At 64.4% G+C, this 15,918-nt stretch carries 18 protein-coding genes; 7 read left to right on the top strand and 11 right to left on the bottom strand.

Annotated features, from left to right (window positions below; genetic code table 11):
- Positions 1 to 16: 16 nt before the first annotated feature.
- On the bottom strand, positions 17 to 502 hold the full coding sequence (locus JY451_07140; GenBank protein ID QZH76303.1) for a hypothetical protein: 486 nt from the start codon (positions 500 to 502) through the stop codon (positions 17 to 19).
- Positions 503 to 827: 325 nt separating this feature from the next.
- On the opposite strand from JY451_07140, the gene glpX reads away from it, so the two are divergent.
- Both glpX and JY451_07130 read left to right on the top strand, forming a co-directional pair.
- Positions 828 to 1,835 carry a class II fructose-bisphosphatase gene (gene glpX / locus JY451_07135; protein QZH76302.1) on the top strand — a complete coding sequence of 336 codons (1,008 nt, stop codon included), beginning with the start codon at positions 828 to 830 and terminating at the stop codon, positions 1,833 to 1,835.
- A gap of 495 nt (positions 1,836 to 2,330) precedes the next feature.
- Positions 2,331 to 3,266, top strand: coding sequence for a ribose-phosphate pyrophosphokinase (locus JY451_07130; protein QZH76301.1), 936 nt, complete (start codon positions 2,331 to 2,333; stop codon positions 3,264 to 3,266).
- A 51-nt stretch (positions 3,267 to 3,317) separates the two neighbouring features.
- On the opposite strand, the gene purD is transcribed toward JY451_07130, so the two are convergent.
- Positions 3,318 to 4,604 carry a phosphoribosylamine--glycine ligase gene (gene purD / locus JY451_07125; protein ID QZH76300.1) on the bottom strand — a complete coding sequence of 429 codons (1,287 nt, stop codon included), beginning with the start codon at positions 4,602 to 4,604 and terminating at the stop codon, positions 3,318 to 3,320.
- Between purD and JY451_07120 the strand changes: the two genes are divergently transcribed.
- From JY451_07120 to JY451_07105, 4 genes are read left to right on the top strand one after another with little or no spacing between them, the layout of a single operon-like run.
- The gene (locus JY451_07120) at positions 4,603 to 6,057 is read left to right on the top strand and encodes an exodeoxyribonuclease VII large subunit (protein ID QZH76299.1); all 1,455 of its coding nucleotides are present in this window, start codon (positions 4,603 to 4,605) and stop codon (positions 6,055 to 6,057) included. The genes purD and JY451_07120 overlap by 2 nt on opposite strands.
- Positions 6,058 to 6,084: 27 nt before the next feature.
- Positions 6,085 to 6,288, top strand: coding sequence for a DUF2093 domain-containing protein (locus JY451_07115; protein ID QZH76298.1), 204 nt, complete (start codon positions 6,085 to 6,087; stop codon positions 6,286 to 6,288).
- A gap of 59 nt (positions 6,289 to 6,347) precedes the next feature.
- Positions 6,348 to 7,211 carry a M23 family metallopeptidase gene (locus tag JY451_07110; GenBank protein ID QZH76297.1) on the top strand — a complete coding sequence of 288 codons (864 nt, stop codon included), beginning with the start codon at positions 6,348 to 6,350 and terminating at the stop codon, positions 7,209 to 7,211.
- Positions 7,208 to 8,221, top strand: a complete 1,014-nt coding sequence (locus JY451_07105) for an esterase-like activity of phytase family protein (protein QZH76296.1) — start codon at positions 7,208 to 7,210, stop codon at positions 8,219 to 8,221. Before JY451_07110 ends, JY451_07105 begins: the two co-directional genes overlap by 4 nt.
- A 42-nt stretch (positions 8,222 to 8,263) precedes the next feature.
- On the opposite strand, the gene rpmB is transcribed toward JY451_07105, so the two are convergent.
- Positions 8,264 to 8,566 carry a 50S ribosomal protein L28 gene (gene rpmB, locus JY451_07100; protein QZH76295.1) on the bottom strand — a complete coding sequence of 101 codons (303 nt, stop codon included), beginning with the start codon at positions 8,564 to 8,566 and terminating at the stop codon, positions 8,264 to 8,266.
- Positions 8,567 to 8,673: 107 nt separating this feature from the next.
- Here rpmB and JY451_07095 point away from each other — a divergent pair, with 107 nt between their 5' ends.
- Positions 8,674 to 9,129, top strand: a complete 456-nt coding sequence (locus JY451_07095; GenBank protein QZH76294.1) for a nucleoside deaminase — start codon at positions 8,674 to 8,676, stop codon at positions 9,127 to 9,129.
- A gap of 5 nt (positions 9,130 to 9,134) precedes the next feature.
- On the opposite strand, the gene JY451_07090 is transcribed toward JY451_07095, so the two are convergent.
- From JY451_07090 to JY451_07055, 8 genes are all read right to left on the bottom strand, one after another.
- The gene (locus tag JY451_07090; protein ID QZH76293.1) at positions 9,135 to 9,518 is read right to left on the bottom strand and encodes a glyoxalase; all 384 of its coding nucleotides are present in this window, start codon (positions 9,516 to 9,518) and stop codon (positions 9,135 to 9,137) included.
- Positions 9,519 to 9,586: 68 nt separating this feature from the next.
- Complete coding sequence (locus JY451_07085) at positions 9,587 to 10,324, bottom strand: ribonuclease T (protein QZH76292.1); 738 nt, start codon at positions 10,322 to 10,324, stop codon at positions 9,587 to 9,589.
- Positions 10,300 to 10,710 carry a hypothetical protein gene (locus tag JY451_07080; GenBank protein QZH76291.1) on the bottom strand — a complete coding sequence of 137 codons (411 nt, stop codon included), beginning with the start codon at positions 10,708 to 10,710 and terminating at the stop codon, positions 10,300 to 10,302. The genes JY451_07085 and JY451_07080 overlap by 25 nt, the downstream gene beginning before the upstream one ends.
- Positions 10,711 to 10,755: 45 nt before the next feature.
- Positions 10,756 to 11,631, bottom strand: a complete 876-nt coding sequence (nadC, locus tag JY451_07075; GenBank protein QZH76290.1) for a carboxylating nicotinate-nucleotide diphosphorylase — start codon at positions 11,629 to 11,631, stop codon at positions 10,756 to 10,758.
- A 121-nt stretch (positions 11,632 to 11,752) separates the two neighbouring features.
- The gene (locus tag JY451_07070) at positions 11,753 to 12,547 is read right to left on the bottom strand and encodes a LytTR family transcriptional regulator DNA-binding domain-containing protein (GenBank protein ID QZH76289.1); all 795 of its coding nucleotides are present in this window, start codon (positions 12,545 to 12,547) and stop codon (positions 11,753 to 11,755) included.
- Positions 12,544 to 13,758, bottom strand: coding sequence for a sensor histidine kinase (locus JY451_07065; GenBank protein ID QZH76625.1), 1,215 nt, complete (start codon positions 13,756 to 13,758; stop codon positions 12,544 to 12,546). The genes JY451_07070 and JY451_07065 overlap by 4 nt, the downstream gene beginning before the upstream one ends.
- Before the next feature lie 78 nt (positions 13,759 to 13,836).
- Positions 13,837 to 14,532 carry a thioredoxin domain-containing protein gene (locus JY451_07060; protein QZH76288.1) on the bottom strand — a complete coding sequence of 232 codons (696 nt, stop codon included), beginning with the start codon at positions 14,530 to 14,532 and terminating at the stop codon, positions 13,837 to 13,839.
- A gap of 6 nt (positions 14,533 to 14,538) precedes the next feature.
- Positions 14,539 to 15,918, bottom strand: a complete 1,380-nt coding sequence (locus JY451_07055) for a M48 family metalloprotease (protein QZH76624.1) — start codon at positions 15,916 to 15,918, stop codon at positions 14,539 to 14,541.

Here is a 15,918-nt window from a genome sequence, read left to right as displayed (position 1 = left end):
CTGATCTAAACCCGCTCTATTCCTCTTCGGAAAGATCGATCGCCACCCGCTCGCCGGTGACTGGCGCCGCACTGTCAGGTTCCGCCTCCACCTCGCTCACGAGCGCTGCATCGGCTTCGGCCAGCGGTTCGGGAAACTGCGTCAGGTCGACGATAATGGCGGGCGGCGGGACATAGCCGAAGCGCATGCAGCCCATCGTTCCCTCTGCCGCAGGATTGCTCACCCAGCACGGCGGATCGGTGAGGCCCGGAATGATTGCCCGGTCCGACTGCACCGGTTTGGGCAAGGGCGACATATACCGTTCCGATTCGGTCAGTTCGCGGCAGACGAGGATGACATTCTCCTCCTGCGCCTGCGTTTCGCAGGGCTGGATTTCCTGCAGCGGATTGGGAGTGTCCTCCTCGCCCTCGAATTCCTCGGCGGGGCCATAGACCTGCTGGGCATGAGCCGGGGCAACTGCGCCAAGGCTGGCAAAAATCAAGGCCGCCAACATTCTCGACATTGCCCCACTCCCTGCCGAGACCCTGTTACGGTGGGATGGAAGCATCGTCATCGTGTCAGGAAATCCGCTGGATAGGAGCGGCGCGCAGCAGGGGCTTTACCGCCCCTTCAAGCGGCGCGACGCCGCCAGCGGATTTCCTGACACGACCCCGGAGGGGCGGGCCGAATAAGGCCCAGCGCGTCGTTGCTCGTCGGTTACTATGCTTTGGCATGGCTCCCTCCTCGCGCCTATCGCTGGGCCTTATTCGGCTCCGTGCCGACGCTTCCATCCCACCGAAACAGGGTCTATGCGAGCCGGGACTTCGGGATTGGAGGCTGAATTACCCATGAACTCGCCCACTGGCACTGTTACCCCCAAAACTGAAAGCGTGCTCGATCGCGTGCTCGTGATGGAACTGGTCCGCGTGACCGAGGCGGCGGCGATTGCCGCTTCCGAACTGATCGGGCGCGGGGACGAGAAAGCCGCCGATGCCGCCGCCGTCGAAGCCATGCGCCGCGCTTTCGATACGCTCTATATGGACGGCACCGTGGTGATCGGAGAGGGTGAGCGCGACGAGGCACCGATGCTCTATATCGGCGAGAAGGTCGGCGGTGCGCCCGGCAAGGGACCAAGGATCGACATCGCGCTCGATCCCTTGGAAGGCACCACCATCACTGCCAAGGCCGGGCCGAACGCGCTCGCCGTGCTGGCGGCGGCGGAGGAAGGCTGCCTGCTCAACGCGCCCGATGTCTATATGGACAAGATCGCGGTCGGCCCCGGCTATCCCGAAGGGGTGATCGACCTGGCGAAGACGCCGACCGAGAACGTGCGCGCGGTAGCTGCGGCCAAGGGTGTCAATCCCGCCGAAATCATCGTCTGCGTGCTCGACCGGCCGCGCCATGCCGAACTGATCGCCGAACTGCGCGGGCTGGGCTGCGGGGTAGTGCTTATCGGCGACGGGGACGTGGCGGGCGTGATCGCCACCACCGATCAGGACACCACGATAGACATGTACATGGGCAGCGGCGGCGCGCCCGAAGGCGTGCTGGCGGCAGCGGCGCTGCGCTGCGTCGGCGGCCAGTTCAATGGTCGCCTGCTGTTCCGCAACGACGACGAACGCCGCCGCGCGCACAAATGGGGGATCGAGGATCTCGACCGCATCTACAAGTTGGACGATCTCGCCAAAGGCGACTGCATCTTCGCCGCCACCGGCGTAACCTCCGGCTCGCTGCTCGACGGCGTCAAACGCATCCGCCGCCCGAATGGCGATCGGGTGATGACAACAGAGAGCGTGGTAATGCGCGCGAGTTCGGGCACCGTGCGCTGGGTGCGCGGGGAGCACCGGATCGGGTAGGGGGTCGCTTCAGCACAAACACCCGACCTTGATCCCGAAGCTATTGCGAACGTGGTCGACTTCGGCAACTTTGCGGAATGAAGCAGAAAACTGACGCTGAAGTGCTTGTCGAGGTTCGACGGCATACAACGGGCAATCGCCATGACATCGAGCGAAGTGAAGTCGCTGGCTGCGTGTCTTGCTGTGCCAGATTTGATGCCAACGATATTACTGATTGGCTGGATGAATGGAACGACATAGCGAAGCAGAACAGAGCCAGGCGCTGGACTGCCAAGTGCCCTCGTTGTGGTCAGCCAAGCGTCATCGGAAGCTCGACCGGGTTACTTGCAGATCAAGCCTACGAGCCGGTAGTAAAGCTTATCCTCGAACGCTCCCCAAAACGCGGAGCATAATCGGGCCCCCCCTCACCTGCGGACAACCGCCCCCCGCACATTTGCGTTTCCCCGCCGCTCCACTAGGGCGTTCCCCTCAGACGCCACAAGGGATTCGCGCGCCATGAAGATCATGTCCGGCAACTCCAACCTGCCGCTTGCCCGCGCCATTGCCGGCTATCTCGAAGTCCCGCTCACCGATGTCTCGATGCGCCGCTTTGCCGACGAGGAGATCTTCGTCGAGATTCACGAGAACGTGCGCGGGGAGGACGTGTTCATCGTCCAGTCGACGAGCTATCCGGCGAACGACAACCTGATGGAACTGCTGATCGGGATCGACGCGCTGCGCCGCGCCTCGGCCAAGCGGATCACCGCCGTGGTGCCCTATTTCGGCTATGCCCGGCAGGATCGCAAACCCGGCCCGCGCACCCCGATCTCGGCCAAGCTGGTCGCCAACCTGATTACCGAAGCAGGCGCACACCGGGTGCTGGCGGTGGACCTGCACGCCGGGCAGATCCAGGGCTTCTTCGATATCCCGACCGACAACCTCTATTCCGCCCCGGTCATGGCCGCCGATATCCAGGCGCGCTACGGCGAGCAGGAACTGATGGTGGTCTCCCCCGATGTCGGCGGCGTGGTGCGGGCGCGGGCGCTCGCCAAGCGGCTCGACAACGCCCCGCTCGCCATTGTCGACAAGCGGCGGGACCGGCCGGGCGAAAGCGAAGTGATGAACATCATCGGCGACGTGAAGGGCCGCGCCTGCATCCTGATCGACGATATCGTCGATTCGGGCGGCACGCTGTGCAACGCGGCGCAGGCGCTGCTCGATGCGGGCGCGAAGAGCGTCGCTGCCTATATCACCCACGGGGTGCTGTCGGGCGGGGCCGTGGCGCGGGTGAATTCCTCGGCGCTGACCGAGCTGGTCATCACAGATACGATCAAGGCGACCGAAGCGGCCAAGGAATCGAGCCGCATCCGAGTGCTCACGATTGCGCCGCTGCTGGGCGAAGCGATCCGCCGGATTGCCGACGAATCGAGCGTGTCGAGCCTGTTCGACTGAGCAGGGCGCCGCTCCACGGGCGATCAGGGAACGGGCGAAAAGGTCCGCGCCTCATCCCCGCTCGATCTCCCGCCAGCCGATATCGCGCCGACAGTAGCCGCCGGGAAACACCACCGCGTCCACGCCAGCATAGGCGGCATCTCGTGCTGCCGACACATCGCGGCCCAGGGCGGTCACGTTCAGCACCCGTCCGCCATTCGCCACCAGCGTATCGTCGTGGAGCAGCTTCGTCCCCGCGTGGAAGACCTTGAGATCGTCCCCCTGCTCCACCCGCGACAGGTCGATGGGTGCGCCCGGCTCGACCTTGCCCGGATAGCCCGCAGCCGCCATCACCACTGTCAGCGCGGTCGCCCGGTCGAAGCGCGGCGGGCTGAGCGTGCCCAACGTGCCGTAGGCACAGGCGAGCATGTATTCGGCGAGATCGCTTTCGAGCCGCAGCATCAGCACCTGGCATTCTGGATCGCCAAAGCGGCAATTGTATTCGACCAGTTTGACGCCCGCATCGGTCAGCATCAGTCCTGCGTAGAGCACTCCGCGATAGGGGGTGCCTTCCTCCTTCATCTGCCGCACGGTGGGGAAGACGATCCGCTCCATCGCTTCGGCCAGCAAGTCTTCGGTGAGCACCGGGGCGGGTGAATAGGCACCCATGCCGCCGGTATTGGGGCCGGTATCGCCATCGCCCACGCGTTTGTGATCCTGCGCCGAGCCGAAGGCAATCACGGTCTCGCCATCGGTGAGCGCGAACAGGCTCACTTCCTCGCCGTGCATGAATTCCTCGATCACGACTTCGGCGCCTGCCTCTCCAAAGGCCCCGCCGAACATGTCTTCGAGCGCTTCCTCGGCATGGGCTGCGCTTTCGGCGATCACCACGCCCTTTCCCGCGGCCAGCCCGTCGGCCTTCAGCACGAAGGGCGGGGCAAAGGTGCCAAGCGCCTTCTTGGCCTCCTCCAGCGACTTGCAACGGACGAAGGCAGCAGTGGGGATCCCCGCCCGCTCGCACAGTTCCTTAGTGAAGGCCTTGCTGCCTTCGAGCTGCGCCGCCGCTGCGGATGGGCCGAACACCGCCACGCCTGCTTCGCGCAAGCTGTCCGCCAGTCCGTCCACCAGCGGCGCTTCGGGGCCGATCACCACCAGCCCCACATCGTGCTTGCGGGCGAAAGCGATCACCTCGTCGTGCTTGCGGGCATCGACCAACGCGATCCGCGCCACGTCTTCCATGCCGGGATTGCCGGGGGATACGTAGAGTGTGCCGCCCTCGCTATCGATCGCCCTGGATTGCGCCAGCTTCCAGCACAGGGCATGCTCGCGGCCGCCCGAACCCAGGACAAGGATATTCATGGCAGGCTTTCCCCCATTCGATGACGACGATGACGCAGGTGCCCTCGTAGCCAAGGGGCGCGATGGCGACAATGCCGTGCCGCTGACGATTACCGAGATTTCGCAGGCGCTGAAGCGCACGGTGGAGGACCGTTTCGGCTTCGTCCGCGTGCGCGGCGAGCTTTCGGGGGTGAAGCGCGCGGCTTCGGGGCATGTCTACATGTGCCTGAAGGACGATGGCGCCGTGCTCGACGGAGTGATGTGGAAGGGGCAGGCGGGGCGGCTGGGCTTCGCGCCGGAAGACGGCATCGAGGTGATCGCCACCGGCAAGCTGACCACCTTTCCGGGGCGCAGCAAGTACCAGATCGTGATCGAGCGAATGGAAATCGCTGGCGAAGGAGCGCTGCTGGCGCTGCTGGAGAAGAACCGCAAGCGGTTCGAGGCCGAGGGGCTGTTCGATCCGGCCCGCAAGCGCGCCCTGCCCTTCGCTTCGAAGGTGATCGGGGTGGTGACATCTCCGACCGGAGCGGTGATTCGCGATATTCTCCACCGGCTGGAGGATCGCTTTCCCACCCATGTGATCGTCTGGCCGGTGCTGGTGCAGGGGCAGGGCGCGGCGGCACAGGTCGCGGCCGCGGTGCGCGGGTTCGGGGCGATTGTTCCGGGCGGGCCTGTCGCGCGTCCGGACCTGCTGATCGTCGCGCGCGGGGGCGGGGCAATCGAGGACCTGTGGGCCTTCAACGAGGAAGCGGTGGTGCGCGCGGTGGCCGATTCGCCGATCCCGGTGATCAGCGCGGTGGGGCACGAGACCGACACCACGCTGTGCGATTTCGCCGCCGATGTTCGCGCGCCCACGCCCACTGCGGCGGCGGAAATGGCAGTGCCGGTACGGCGCGAACTGGCGACCCTGCTCGACGAACTGGGCCTGCGCCAGCGCAAGAGCATTGCCCGCCCGCTCGATCTTGGGCGCGAACGGCTGGCCGCGCGGGTCGCGCGGATGCCTTCGCGCGAGGCTTTGCTGCAATTGCCGATGCAGCGGCTGGACGAAGCCGGCGAACGGCTGCGTCGCGGCTTGCTCGATCGCGCGGCGCTGGGGCGCGAGGCCTTGGGTCGGCTGCGGCTTGCTCCTGCGATGCTGGAGCGCAACCTGCGGGATGCGGCGATGCGGCTTTCGGCAGTGCGGTTCGCTCCCGCTCTGGTGACACGACCAATCGCCGAGAAGCGCGAGCGGTTCGCGGTGCTGGCGCGACTGGCAGAACAATTGCATCCCGAAAGGCCGCTCTCGCGCGGCTACGCGATGGTGTTCGATGGTGCGGGAAAGCCTCTTACTGCGGCGGCAACGGCGGGACGTGAACCGCTACTGGCGATCAAGTTCGCCGACGGTTCGATAACTGCAACGCCCGGCGATACCCCACGTTCGCCGCGGAAGAAAGCCGAAGCCTTGCCCGATAGCGGCCAACCGAAATTGCTTTGAGCGGGCCAAGCCCCTACAATGGCACCCATGCTGATGAACTCCTCCGAAAACCCCGCCACGCTGCTCTACGGCCCGAATGGATTCCGCGTGATCCGCCCTGGACATTTCGTGCTCTGCGCGGTGAGCGGCGCGCGGGTGCCGCTGGAAGAATTGCGCTACTGGAGCGTGGACTTGCAAGAGGCCTATGCCAGCGCGGACATTTCCACCCGGCGGGCGCTCGACGCGCGGTGACCGGTTTGCGGATTGGTGTGATTGCAGGATTGGTGGCGCTTCTGGGCGGGTGTGCGGTAGTGCCGCCCGCAGCCGAGGTGCGGCCACCTGCCGAAGTGGTCCAGCCCGTCGCTACTCCCGCACCCGCACCCGCTCCCACGCCAAGCCTGCAACCGCCGGGTCCCAGCACATTCCTCTACGATGGCGAACTGACCCAGGGCGGCTGGCTGCGCGGGCAGGTTCCCGGCGGCACGGTCTCGGCGCGACTGGGCGAGCAGGAGCTTACCTTCGATAGCGAAGGGCGCTTTTTCGCTGCCTTTGACCGCGATGCCGGGCCGAGCGCCGAACTCGAAGCCACGCTTGCCGACGGGCGGGTGATCCGCAGCCCGCTGACCGTGTCCCCGCGCGCCTGGCAGATCGAGCGGATCAACACCCCGGCCCGCCCCGGCGGCGTGTCTAGCGAAGCCTTCATGCGCCGCCGGCAGCCGGAACTGGATGCGATCTGGATTGCCCGTACCGCCAATTCGCCTTCCGACGGCTGGCGGCAGGACTTCATCTGGCCGGTGACGGGGCGAATTTCAGGCCGGTTCGGTTCGCAGCGGGTCTACCAGGGTGAACCGGGTGCCTATCATTCGGGGCTCGACATCGCGCCGGGGGCGGGCACGCCCTTCGTTGCGCCCGCCGATGGCGTGGTAACGCTGGCCGCCACAGAGCCCTATAGCCTCGAAGGCCATCTCATCATCATCGATCACGGCGCGGGCCTGAACAGCGCCTTCCTCCATGCCTCGGAGATTTTCGTGACCCAAGGCCAGCGCGTGCGGCAGGGTGAGCGGATCGGGCTGGTGGGCGCGACCGGGCGCGTGACCGGGCCGCACCTGCATTGGAGCATCAAGTGGCATCTCGCGCGGCTCGATCCGCTGCTGTTTGTCGGTCCGATGCCGTGATAGCGCGGGGTGATTCCCGCATTTCCCGCCGCCGTCGCCTGATCCTCGCCTTCCTTCTGCTGGCGGCCATTGCGCCCGGAACCCTGTTGCGCACCTCCTTGCCCGAAACGCAGGTCGATATCCTTTCGGTGACGCCAGTTGATGGCCCGCCTGGCGCAGTAGAGGTATCGGGATTCCGTCGCGTGGGCCTGTGGGAACTGGACAGCCCGAACATCGACTTCGGCGGCTATTCCGCACTGCTGGTGCCCGGCGAGCGCGGTTTGTTGCGCAGCTTTTCCGATCGTGGGACAATGGTGACGTTCGGGATTCCTGGCACCGAAAGCGAAGGTGAGGTCGATTTCGCACAAGTTACCGATCGCGCCGAATTGGGTCGTTTCATTCCCGATATCGAATCCGCAACCAGCAACCCTGACAGCGGCGACTACTGGCTTGGTTTCGAGGGGCGTCATGCCGTCATCAGCTATTCCGCCGATGGCACCAGGCTGGCCTTGCGCGAGCCGACCGAATGGGTGGGCTGGCCGGAAAATTCAGGGGCCGAGGCGATGGCCCGGCTCGCGGACGGGCGCTTTCTCGTCCTGCCCGAAGGTCGAAGGCAAGGTCTGCTGCACCCCGGCGACCCCACGCATGGCGAGCCGGCACTGCAATTCGCCTTCACCTTGCCGGGAGACTATGCCGCGACCGATCTCGCTCCGCTGCCCGATGGCAGGGTGCTGGTGCTGTTGCGGCGCGTGACCTGGGCATATCCGCCGTTCAGCGCCGCGCTGGGCGTGGCCGATCCCGCTGGACTGAAGCAAGGCGACACATTGGTGGTCGAGCAGGTGCTCGATCTCGATGCGCTATTACCGCGCGAGAATTACGAAGGGCTGGCGGTAGAGGAAACGGCGGATGGATCGCTGACGGTGTGGATTATCGCCGACGACAACCTTGCTTCGTTCCAGCGCACCCTGCTGGCGCGGCTGACATGGACCGCGCCCGCACCCGCCGCACAAGCAAAAGCGCGCGAGGACTGACCCCGCGCGCTTTCAAATTCTAAACCCGATTCGGAAAGTGGCTTACGCCGCTTCGGTGGTCGACTCGGCAACGGCCTTCTTCAGCTCGCGCTTCACCTTCTGGGCGCGGGTCGAAAGCTTTTCGCTGCGCGTCTTGAGCAGCCAGTTGTCCAGCCCGCCATTGTGCTCGACCGAGCGCAGACCGTGGGTCGATACGCGGAACTTGAACGCGCGATCGAGCTTTTCACTCAGCAGCGTGACGTTCTGCAGGTTCGGCAAAAAGACCTTCTTGGTCTTGTTGTTCGCGTGGCTGACGTTGTGGCCGACCTGGCGGCCCTTGCCGGTAAGTTCGCAAATGCGCGACATGACGAAATCTCTCGTTAGAAACGTGGTTCGGTACAGCTTTGTGCCGGGAAAGGCGCGCGCATACAGGGGGGGTGGAGATTCGTCAAGCCAGCGAGTAGCGCATTGTCATGACCCGCTGGCCTATTCCCGACCCGATGTTGCGCGCGCTGGAACTGGCACGAGAGGCGGCGGCGGCGGGCGAAGTGCCCGTGGGCGCGGTGGTCGTCAAGGACGGAGCGGTGCTTGGCGAGGGTTACAATCTCACCCGCACCCAAGCCGACCCTACCGCCCATGCCGAAGTGGTAGCGATTCGCCGCGCGGCTGCGGTCTTGGGGAGCGAGCGGCTTTCGGGCTGCGATCTTTTCGTGACGCTGGAACCCTGCGCCATGTGCGCGGGCGCGATCAGTCACGCGCGAATCGGGCGGCTCTATTACGCTGCCAGCGATCCGAAGGGCGGCGCGGTGGAACACGGCGCGCGGGTATTCGACCAGCCGCAGTGCCTGCATCGGCCGGAAGTCTATACGGGGATGGGCGAGAGTGAGGCGGGCGAACTGCTACGCGGGTTCTTTTCGGAGCGGCGGTGAAGCAATCAATCCACCGGCGGCACACCGGGCGGGCAGTAGGATACTTCCACCCGCAAGCCGTCTGGATCGGGCACAAACAGTGCAGTGATGCCGTTGCCGAATTCTTGCAGGCGCGCCGCTATTCCCGCATCTTCAAGCTCAGCCGCCAGCGCGTGGACGGCTTCCGGGCTGGGGGCGGAAAGGCCGAAATGGTTGAGCCCCGGTGCGTAGCGACCGTAGTCCGCCGTATCGGCCTTCGCCTTGCCGAACTGGAGATAGAGCCCTGCCTGGTTGTGCCAGATATTCGGCTTCTTCTGCACGAAGCCAAGGCGCGGCAGCAAAAAGCCATAGAATTCTGCCGCCTGCTCGGGCGAGCGCGAAAGGATGGTGAAATGATCCAGCGTGAACATCTTGGCTTCAGGCTCCGTGCTTGGTGCGGGTTTTCGCGCGCTGGCGAGATGTGGTTTCCCCGGCACAGCTACAACCCCCGCCAGATCCGCACTTCCTCGCCATCATCCGGCCCCAGCCGCCGCGCATCGCAGGCAATCGGCATGAAGTCCGCTCCGTAGCAGAGGCGCATTTCGGTCAGCCAGCCACGTTCGTTGGCGACCAGCCCGACATTGTCTTCCTCCCATTCGGGATTGGCAGTGACGAAAGCCTCGCGAATGTCTCCGGCCGTCAGGCCACGCTGGCGGGAGAGGCGGTCGTAGTCGGGCCAGCGCAGGCTCCGCCACAAGACATCCGTGATGCGCAGGTAGGCGTCGGGATCGCGGGTCATGCAGCTGCCGTGCTTGAACCACTGGCGGGCGACCAGCGCGACATCGGGGGACATACACAGCGCGGCGCTGACGCGGGTGGCGCTTGGCTCGCGGCGCGTCGGGCACCATTGCGGCCACTGCCCGCCCGGGCCTTCGGGCCACAGCCCGTGGACGACGAAGGCGAAACTCCCATCGCGCCCCGAACATTGCCGCGCGTGACGGCGCGAATCCTCGCGGAAGCGGCAGAACTCCGGGCTCCAGCTCAGTGCCAGCGTGTAGCCGGTAACGCGGGTCTGCCGCACAGGGCCGTCACGCTCGATAACCGGCAGGGCGATCTGGCTTTGCGGAATGCGGCACTGGTAGGCCTGCGCGGACGCGAGGGCGGGAAGCAGCAGCGTTGCCGCTGGAAAAATCGCTGCGAGGCGGCGCAGGCTCACTTTTCGGCTGCGGCGAACCATTCCCTGGCGTCCGGCTGAAACAGGAAAAATACTGCGATCGCCTTCAGCAGCACATTGACAAGGCCGGTGAGGCTCAGGTTGAAGCCGACGGTTGTAAGCGCGACGCCAATCGAGAGCACCGAATAGATCAGGAAAGCGAGCAGCAGCCATTTAACCCAGCCGATGCGCAGGCGTGAGACGAGGAACCACAGCAGCAGATTGACCGCTAGGCCGATCCCCAGCGTCGCGAACATTACCGTTCCGGCGTGCTCCGCCATTCCCGCTTCGCCGAGTTGCGTGGTTATCGCGCCCATCTGGGTATCGTAATTGAGCAGCGCACTGGCCACGCCCACGGCGAGCGCGGCGAGAAAGAACAGGTCGAACTTGCGAATCGAATCGGGCCGCATGGTGCTCCCCCTCCTTGCGTGGAATTGATCGCGTGATTCCTGACCCTACAGCGGGGTAAAGTCGAGGCCGATATCGGCGGCTGGCGCACTTTGGGTCAGTCGCCCCACCGAGACGAAATCCACTCCGGTGGCGGCTTTCGCCCTGATCGTCTCCAGATTGATCCCGCCGCTGGCTTCGGTAGGCACCCGGCCATTAGTGATTTTGGCCACCAGCGTCACCGCTTCGCGCAAGGTTTCGGGCGGCATGTTGTCCAGCAACAGCCGGGTCGCGCCCGCCGCCAGTGCGGGTTCGATCTGATTGACCCGGTCCACTTCGCAGATGATATCCCGCACCCCGGCGTCGCGCGCACGGCGCACCGCCTCACCCACATCGCCTGCGACAAGGATGTGGTTGTCCTTGATCATCGCCGCGTCCCAAAGGCCCATGCGGTGATTGCTGCCGCCGCCCATGCGCACCGCGTACTTCTCCAGCATCCGGAGGCCAGGAATGGTCTTGCGGGTATCGAGCAGTGTGCAGGCCGGATTGTCCATCGCGATGACATAGGCGCGCGTCAGCGTGGCAATGCCCGAGAGATGCTGCACGGTGTTGAGCGCGCTGCGTTCGGCGGTGAGCATGGCGCGGGCATTGCCAGACAGGCGCATCAGGTCGCTGCCGGGCGGCACCTGCGCGCCTTCCTCCACCAGCAGTTCGATCTGCATATCGGGATCGAGATGGCGGAAGAAGGCGGAAGCAATCGGTAGCCCCGCGACCGTAATCGCATCGCGGCTGTCCATCACCCCGTTGAAGCGCGCCTCAGCGGGGATGACACTTTGTGCGGTGACGTCGATGCCGCCACCGGGAAGCCCTTCGCCAAGATCCTCGGCGAGGGTTTCGCGGACGAAGTGTGCAAGGTCGAAGCCGGGGAGTGTGAAATCGGTCATCCAAAGCCTTCGTCATTGCGAGCGCAGCGAAGCAATCCATCTCTCAAGGTCGCGACGATCGAAGCGTCGGGAGATGGATTGCCGCGTCGCCTTCGGCTCCTCGCAATGACGAGGGAAGAGGTCAATGCACGAACCGCGCCACCACGTCCCGGTAACTGCGGCTTACCTTCACCTCCGCCCCGCTCGAGAGCACCAGGAAGCATTCGCCATTGGTATGCGGCTTTACCTGCCGTACCTGGTCGAGATTGACGATGGTGGAGCGGTGGACACGCTGGAAGGCCTTCGGGTCCAGCCGCCGTTCGAGATCCTTCATCGTTTCGCGCAGGATCAGCGAATTGTCGCCGGTGTAGATGCACATGTAGTCGCCCGCCGCTTCGATATGTTCAATCGAATCGACATCGACGCGGAAGATCTGCCCGCGATCCTTGATGTTGATCATCTTTTCATAGCGGCCAGCGCTCTCTTCCTCGGTGCCGAGCGATTCGAGACTTTCGGGGCTGACTTCGGCGAGCACATCTTTCAGCTTGCCAGCTTCCTCGGCGCTGCGCTTTTCCGCGAGCCGCTGGCGCACGCGCTCCACCGTATCGGCCAGCTTGTCCTCGTCCACGGGCTTCATCAGATAGTTGACCGCATTGGCTTCGAACGCGCGGATCGCGTGTTCCTGGTAAGCGGTGACGAAGACGAACAGCGGTGGATCGATTTCCATCACGCCTTTCACCACCGAGAAGCCGTCGAACCCCGGCATCTGGATGTCGAGGAACACCAGATCGGGCTTCAGCGTCTTGATCGCGCGGATCGCTTCGCGGCCATTGGCGCAGGTTTCGATGATCTCGATGTCTTCGTAAGGTTCGAGGCGAAGTTGCAGGCCCTGGATGGCCAGTTTCTCGTCATCGACGAGGATAGTCTTGATAGTCATGCGGGGGCTCCGGTCTGGGGGGTTCGGAAAGCGGGTTCCCTGTCCGCTTCAACGGACTCTGCGGTAACGGACGGGGGGCGGCTAAGTTTCGGCGCGACGGCAGCGGAATTTGCCGTCTCTGCCGCTTCGTAGGGAATTTCGATAATTACAGTGAAGCCACCGTCGGGTGGCGTTTCGATCTCGAAGCGATGATCGTCGCCATAGGCCTGTTGCAGCCGCTCCATGATATTGGCGAGGCCGACCCCGGTGGACGAGTGCCCGCGCTTCACCGCTTCGGCGGCATCCTGGCTGCCTTGCAGGCCCGGGCCGGTATCGCTGACGGTGATCCGCAGGCGAGAGCCGATGATCCGTGCATTGAGGCTGATCCGCGCGCCCTCTTCCTGCGCGGAAACGCCATATTTGATCGCATTCTCGACCAGCGGCTGGAGAAGGAAGGAGGGGATGGCAGCACCCGCAGCATCGTCCTCCACGCGGAATTCGGTGCGCAGCCGTTCCTCGAACCGCATCCGCTCGATTTCCAGATAAAGCTGTAGGGTCTCAACCTCTTGCGCCACGGTTACTTTCGCACCCGGCTGGGTGACGAGCGTATGCCGAAGGAAGCTCGAAAGCTTGGTCAGCATGGCATTGGCGGGAGCGGTCTGTTTCAGCAGCACCAGTGTGCTGATCGAATTCAGGGTGTTGAACAGGAAGTGCGGATTAAGCTGGTAGCGCAACATCGCCAGTTGCGCGCTGGTGGCCTGCGCTTCCAGCCGTTCGAGCCGGTCTGCCTGTTCTTCCACCTGGAGGAAGAAATTGATCGCGTAATAGAGCGCCGACCACGCGCCGAGCAGCGTCATGTCGAGATAGAACACGCCCAGCATCAGCTGCGCAAACCCGGTTTCGCTGCCGCCCTGATAGACGTCGATTGTCCAGGCGTTGATGAACGCGGAAACCGCCACGGCGCAGCCCAGTACGATAACCGTCAGGCTCCACGTAACCAGCGGAGTTCTGTTGATGAGGTGGCTGTAGATCACCGAGAGCACGGTGCTGATCGAAAACCCGGTGATCGCGGCAATCACCACGATGACGAGGAAATCGAACGCGCGTTCATTGGCGAGCGAATTGGCTGAGCGCAGGATGAAGGCCCCGCCCCATCCGAGCATCTGTAAACGCCAGAACGCGCGGTTCTTGTCCTTGAAGAACGGCGTCGGCTCGAAAGGCAGCATGGCGATGCCGCTCTTGCGCGCCGAAGCAGGCTTGCCGCTCAGCCGGAACTGCATTGGCGGACCTCCCCGCTCCGGATTTTCGAGTCAGGACTCACGCGCTGCAACGATCGCTTCGCCGATCCGCGCCGCGCCCACCGCGCCGTTCAACACCTCGTCTCCCACGATAAATGCCGGAGTGCCCGAAAGCTGCATTGACTGGCCGAGGAAGACGTTGTTCTGCAACTGGGCTTCAAGGCGCCCCGATTCTATGGCGCTGCGGGCGGCGGCAAGATCGATTCTAGCGGCGCGGGCTGCGGCTTCGATACCTTCCGGCGAAGGTCCATCCTGCGCAAACATGGCGTTGTGAAACTCTTCGAACTTGCCCTGTTCGGCGGCGGCCAGCGCCATCCGCGCGGCATTGGCGCTGCCTTCGGACAGGATCGGATATTCGCGGATCACCACTTTAAGGTCTGGATTGGCGGCGATCAGCGCGTTCACATCGGCGAGGCTCTGGCGGCAGAACCCGCAGGCGTAATCGCTGAATTCCACCAGCGTGATAGTGCCCTGCGGGTTGCCGAGCACGGCGCCGGGGAAGGGCTCTTCAAGTTCGCCGCGCAAGGGAGCGATACGCGCCACAGTGTCGCGGCGCTGCAATTCCTGCATCGCTTCGGGCAGGACTTCGGGATTAGCCATCAGATAGGCGCGTGTGCGATCAGGGCCCAGCCCGGCATAATCCCATGCCGCGGCCCCGGCAAAACCGGCGATGATCGCGACGAGAGCGGTAACAATCCAACGCATCATAAAGGCCTAGTTGCGTTCGGCCATGCGTTCAAGCTGCGCGCGCGCCTGCAATTGCACGTCCTGCGCGCGTATCCAGTCGGGCGAGCCACGCGGCAGGCCCAATTCGGCCGCTCCCGCACTGGCGAGGGCCGCCTGCGGATTGCCCGACATGATCTGTTGTTCGGCACTGGCGAGCCGCGCGCGGGGCATGTCCCCGCGCTGGCCATAGACGACGCCCAACTGATACCAGGCGAAGGGATTTTCGTGATCGCGCCCGACAGCCGCACGCAGCACCGCCTCGGCCTCGTCCAGGTTGGCAGGATCTTCGGTAGCAATCAGCGCATGGCCGAGCAGGCTGGCGATCAGCGGGTTCGAACCCGTCAGCCTGGTCGCCTCGCGCAGGTCGGGCAGGGCTTCAGTCACCCGGCCCGATTCCATCAGCACCTGCCCGCGCAACTCGCGGAAAAAGGGATTGTCCGGCTCAAGCGCGATCAGCGCGTCAGTTTCTGCGATAGCCTGCTCGATCCGTGCTTCCTTGTGATAGGCATAGGCGCGGGCATAGCGCGCCGGGACATCGGTCAGATAGGCAGGAAAGGCCTGTAGCGTGCGCTCAGGCGGCGCGAGATAGCCGTAGAGCTTCGCCTTCACCCGCTCGAACCGCATTTGCAGATCGGCATCGGTGGAAACTTCCCAAGCGGGATCGACGACATAGGTCTCCCGCAGCCGAGCCAGCCGGTTGCCCGACATCGGATGGGTTCGACCGTATTCGCGCTCGTCATCCTGGCTGATGCCGCGGCGAAATTCGTAGTTCTGCAAGCGTTCGAAAAAGGTCAGGCTGCCGCGCCCACTTATGCCCGCTTCACTCAGGAATTCCGCCCCCGCCGCGTCAGCACTTGCTTCCTGCGTGCGGCTGAAGGCAAGGAAACTGCCCATCGCCGCCTGTTGTCCCGCTGCGAGCACGCCCATCGCTGCTTCGCCACCACCGGCAAAGGCCGCTGCTGCCGCCAGCAGCGCCGAAAGCAGGGTGATCCGCGTGGCGTTGCCCACGCCTTCGGAGAAGCGATTGATGTGCCCGCCGGTAATGTGCCCCAGTTCGTGCGCAAGCACGCCCTGCACTTCACCGGCATCGTCGGCAGCGTTGATCAGGCCCGAATGGACGTAAATCCGCTGTCCCCCGGCCACGAAGGCGTTGAGCGAATTGTCGTTGATGAGCACAACATCGACCGAACCTCTGCCAAGTCCTGCAGCCTCGGCGAGGGGATCGAGCATATCCTGCAGCAATTGCTCGGTTTCGGCATCGCGCAGCACGCTCATCCCTTGCGCCGCAGCGGGCTGGGCGATCATCGCCAAAGCCGCGAGAAACGCGAGCAGGCGGGCAAAGAATCTTGCGAGCGGTTGGGCAATCAT

Origin of the sequence: Erythrobacter sp., assembly GCA_019739335.1 — a bacterium.
Taxonomy (GTDB): domain Bacteria; phylum Pseudomonadota; class Alphaproteobacteria; order Sphingomonadales; family Sphingomonadaceae; genus Alteraurantiacibacter.
The sequence above is the reverse complement of the archived record's forward strand: the minus strand, read 5'-3'. Positions and strand labels throughout refer to the sequence as shown.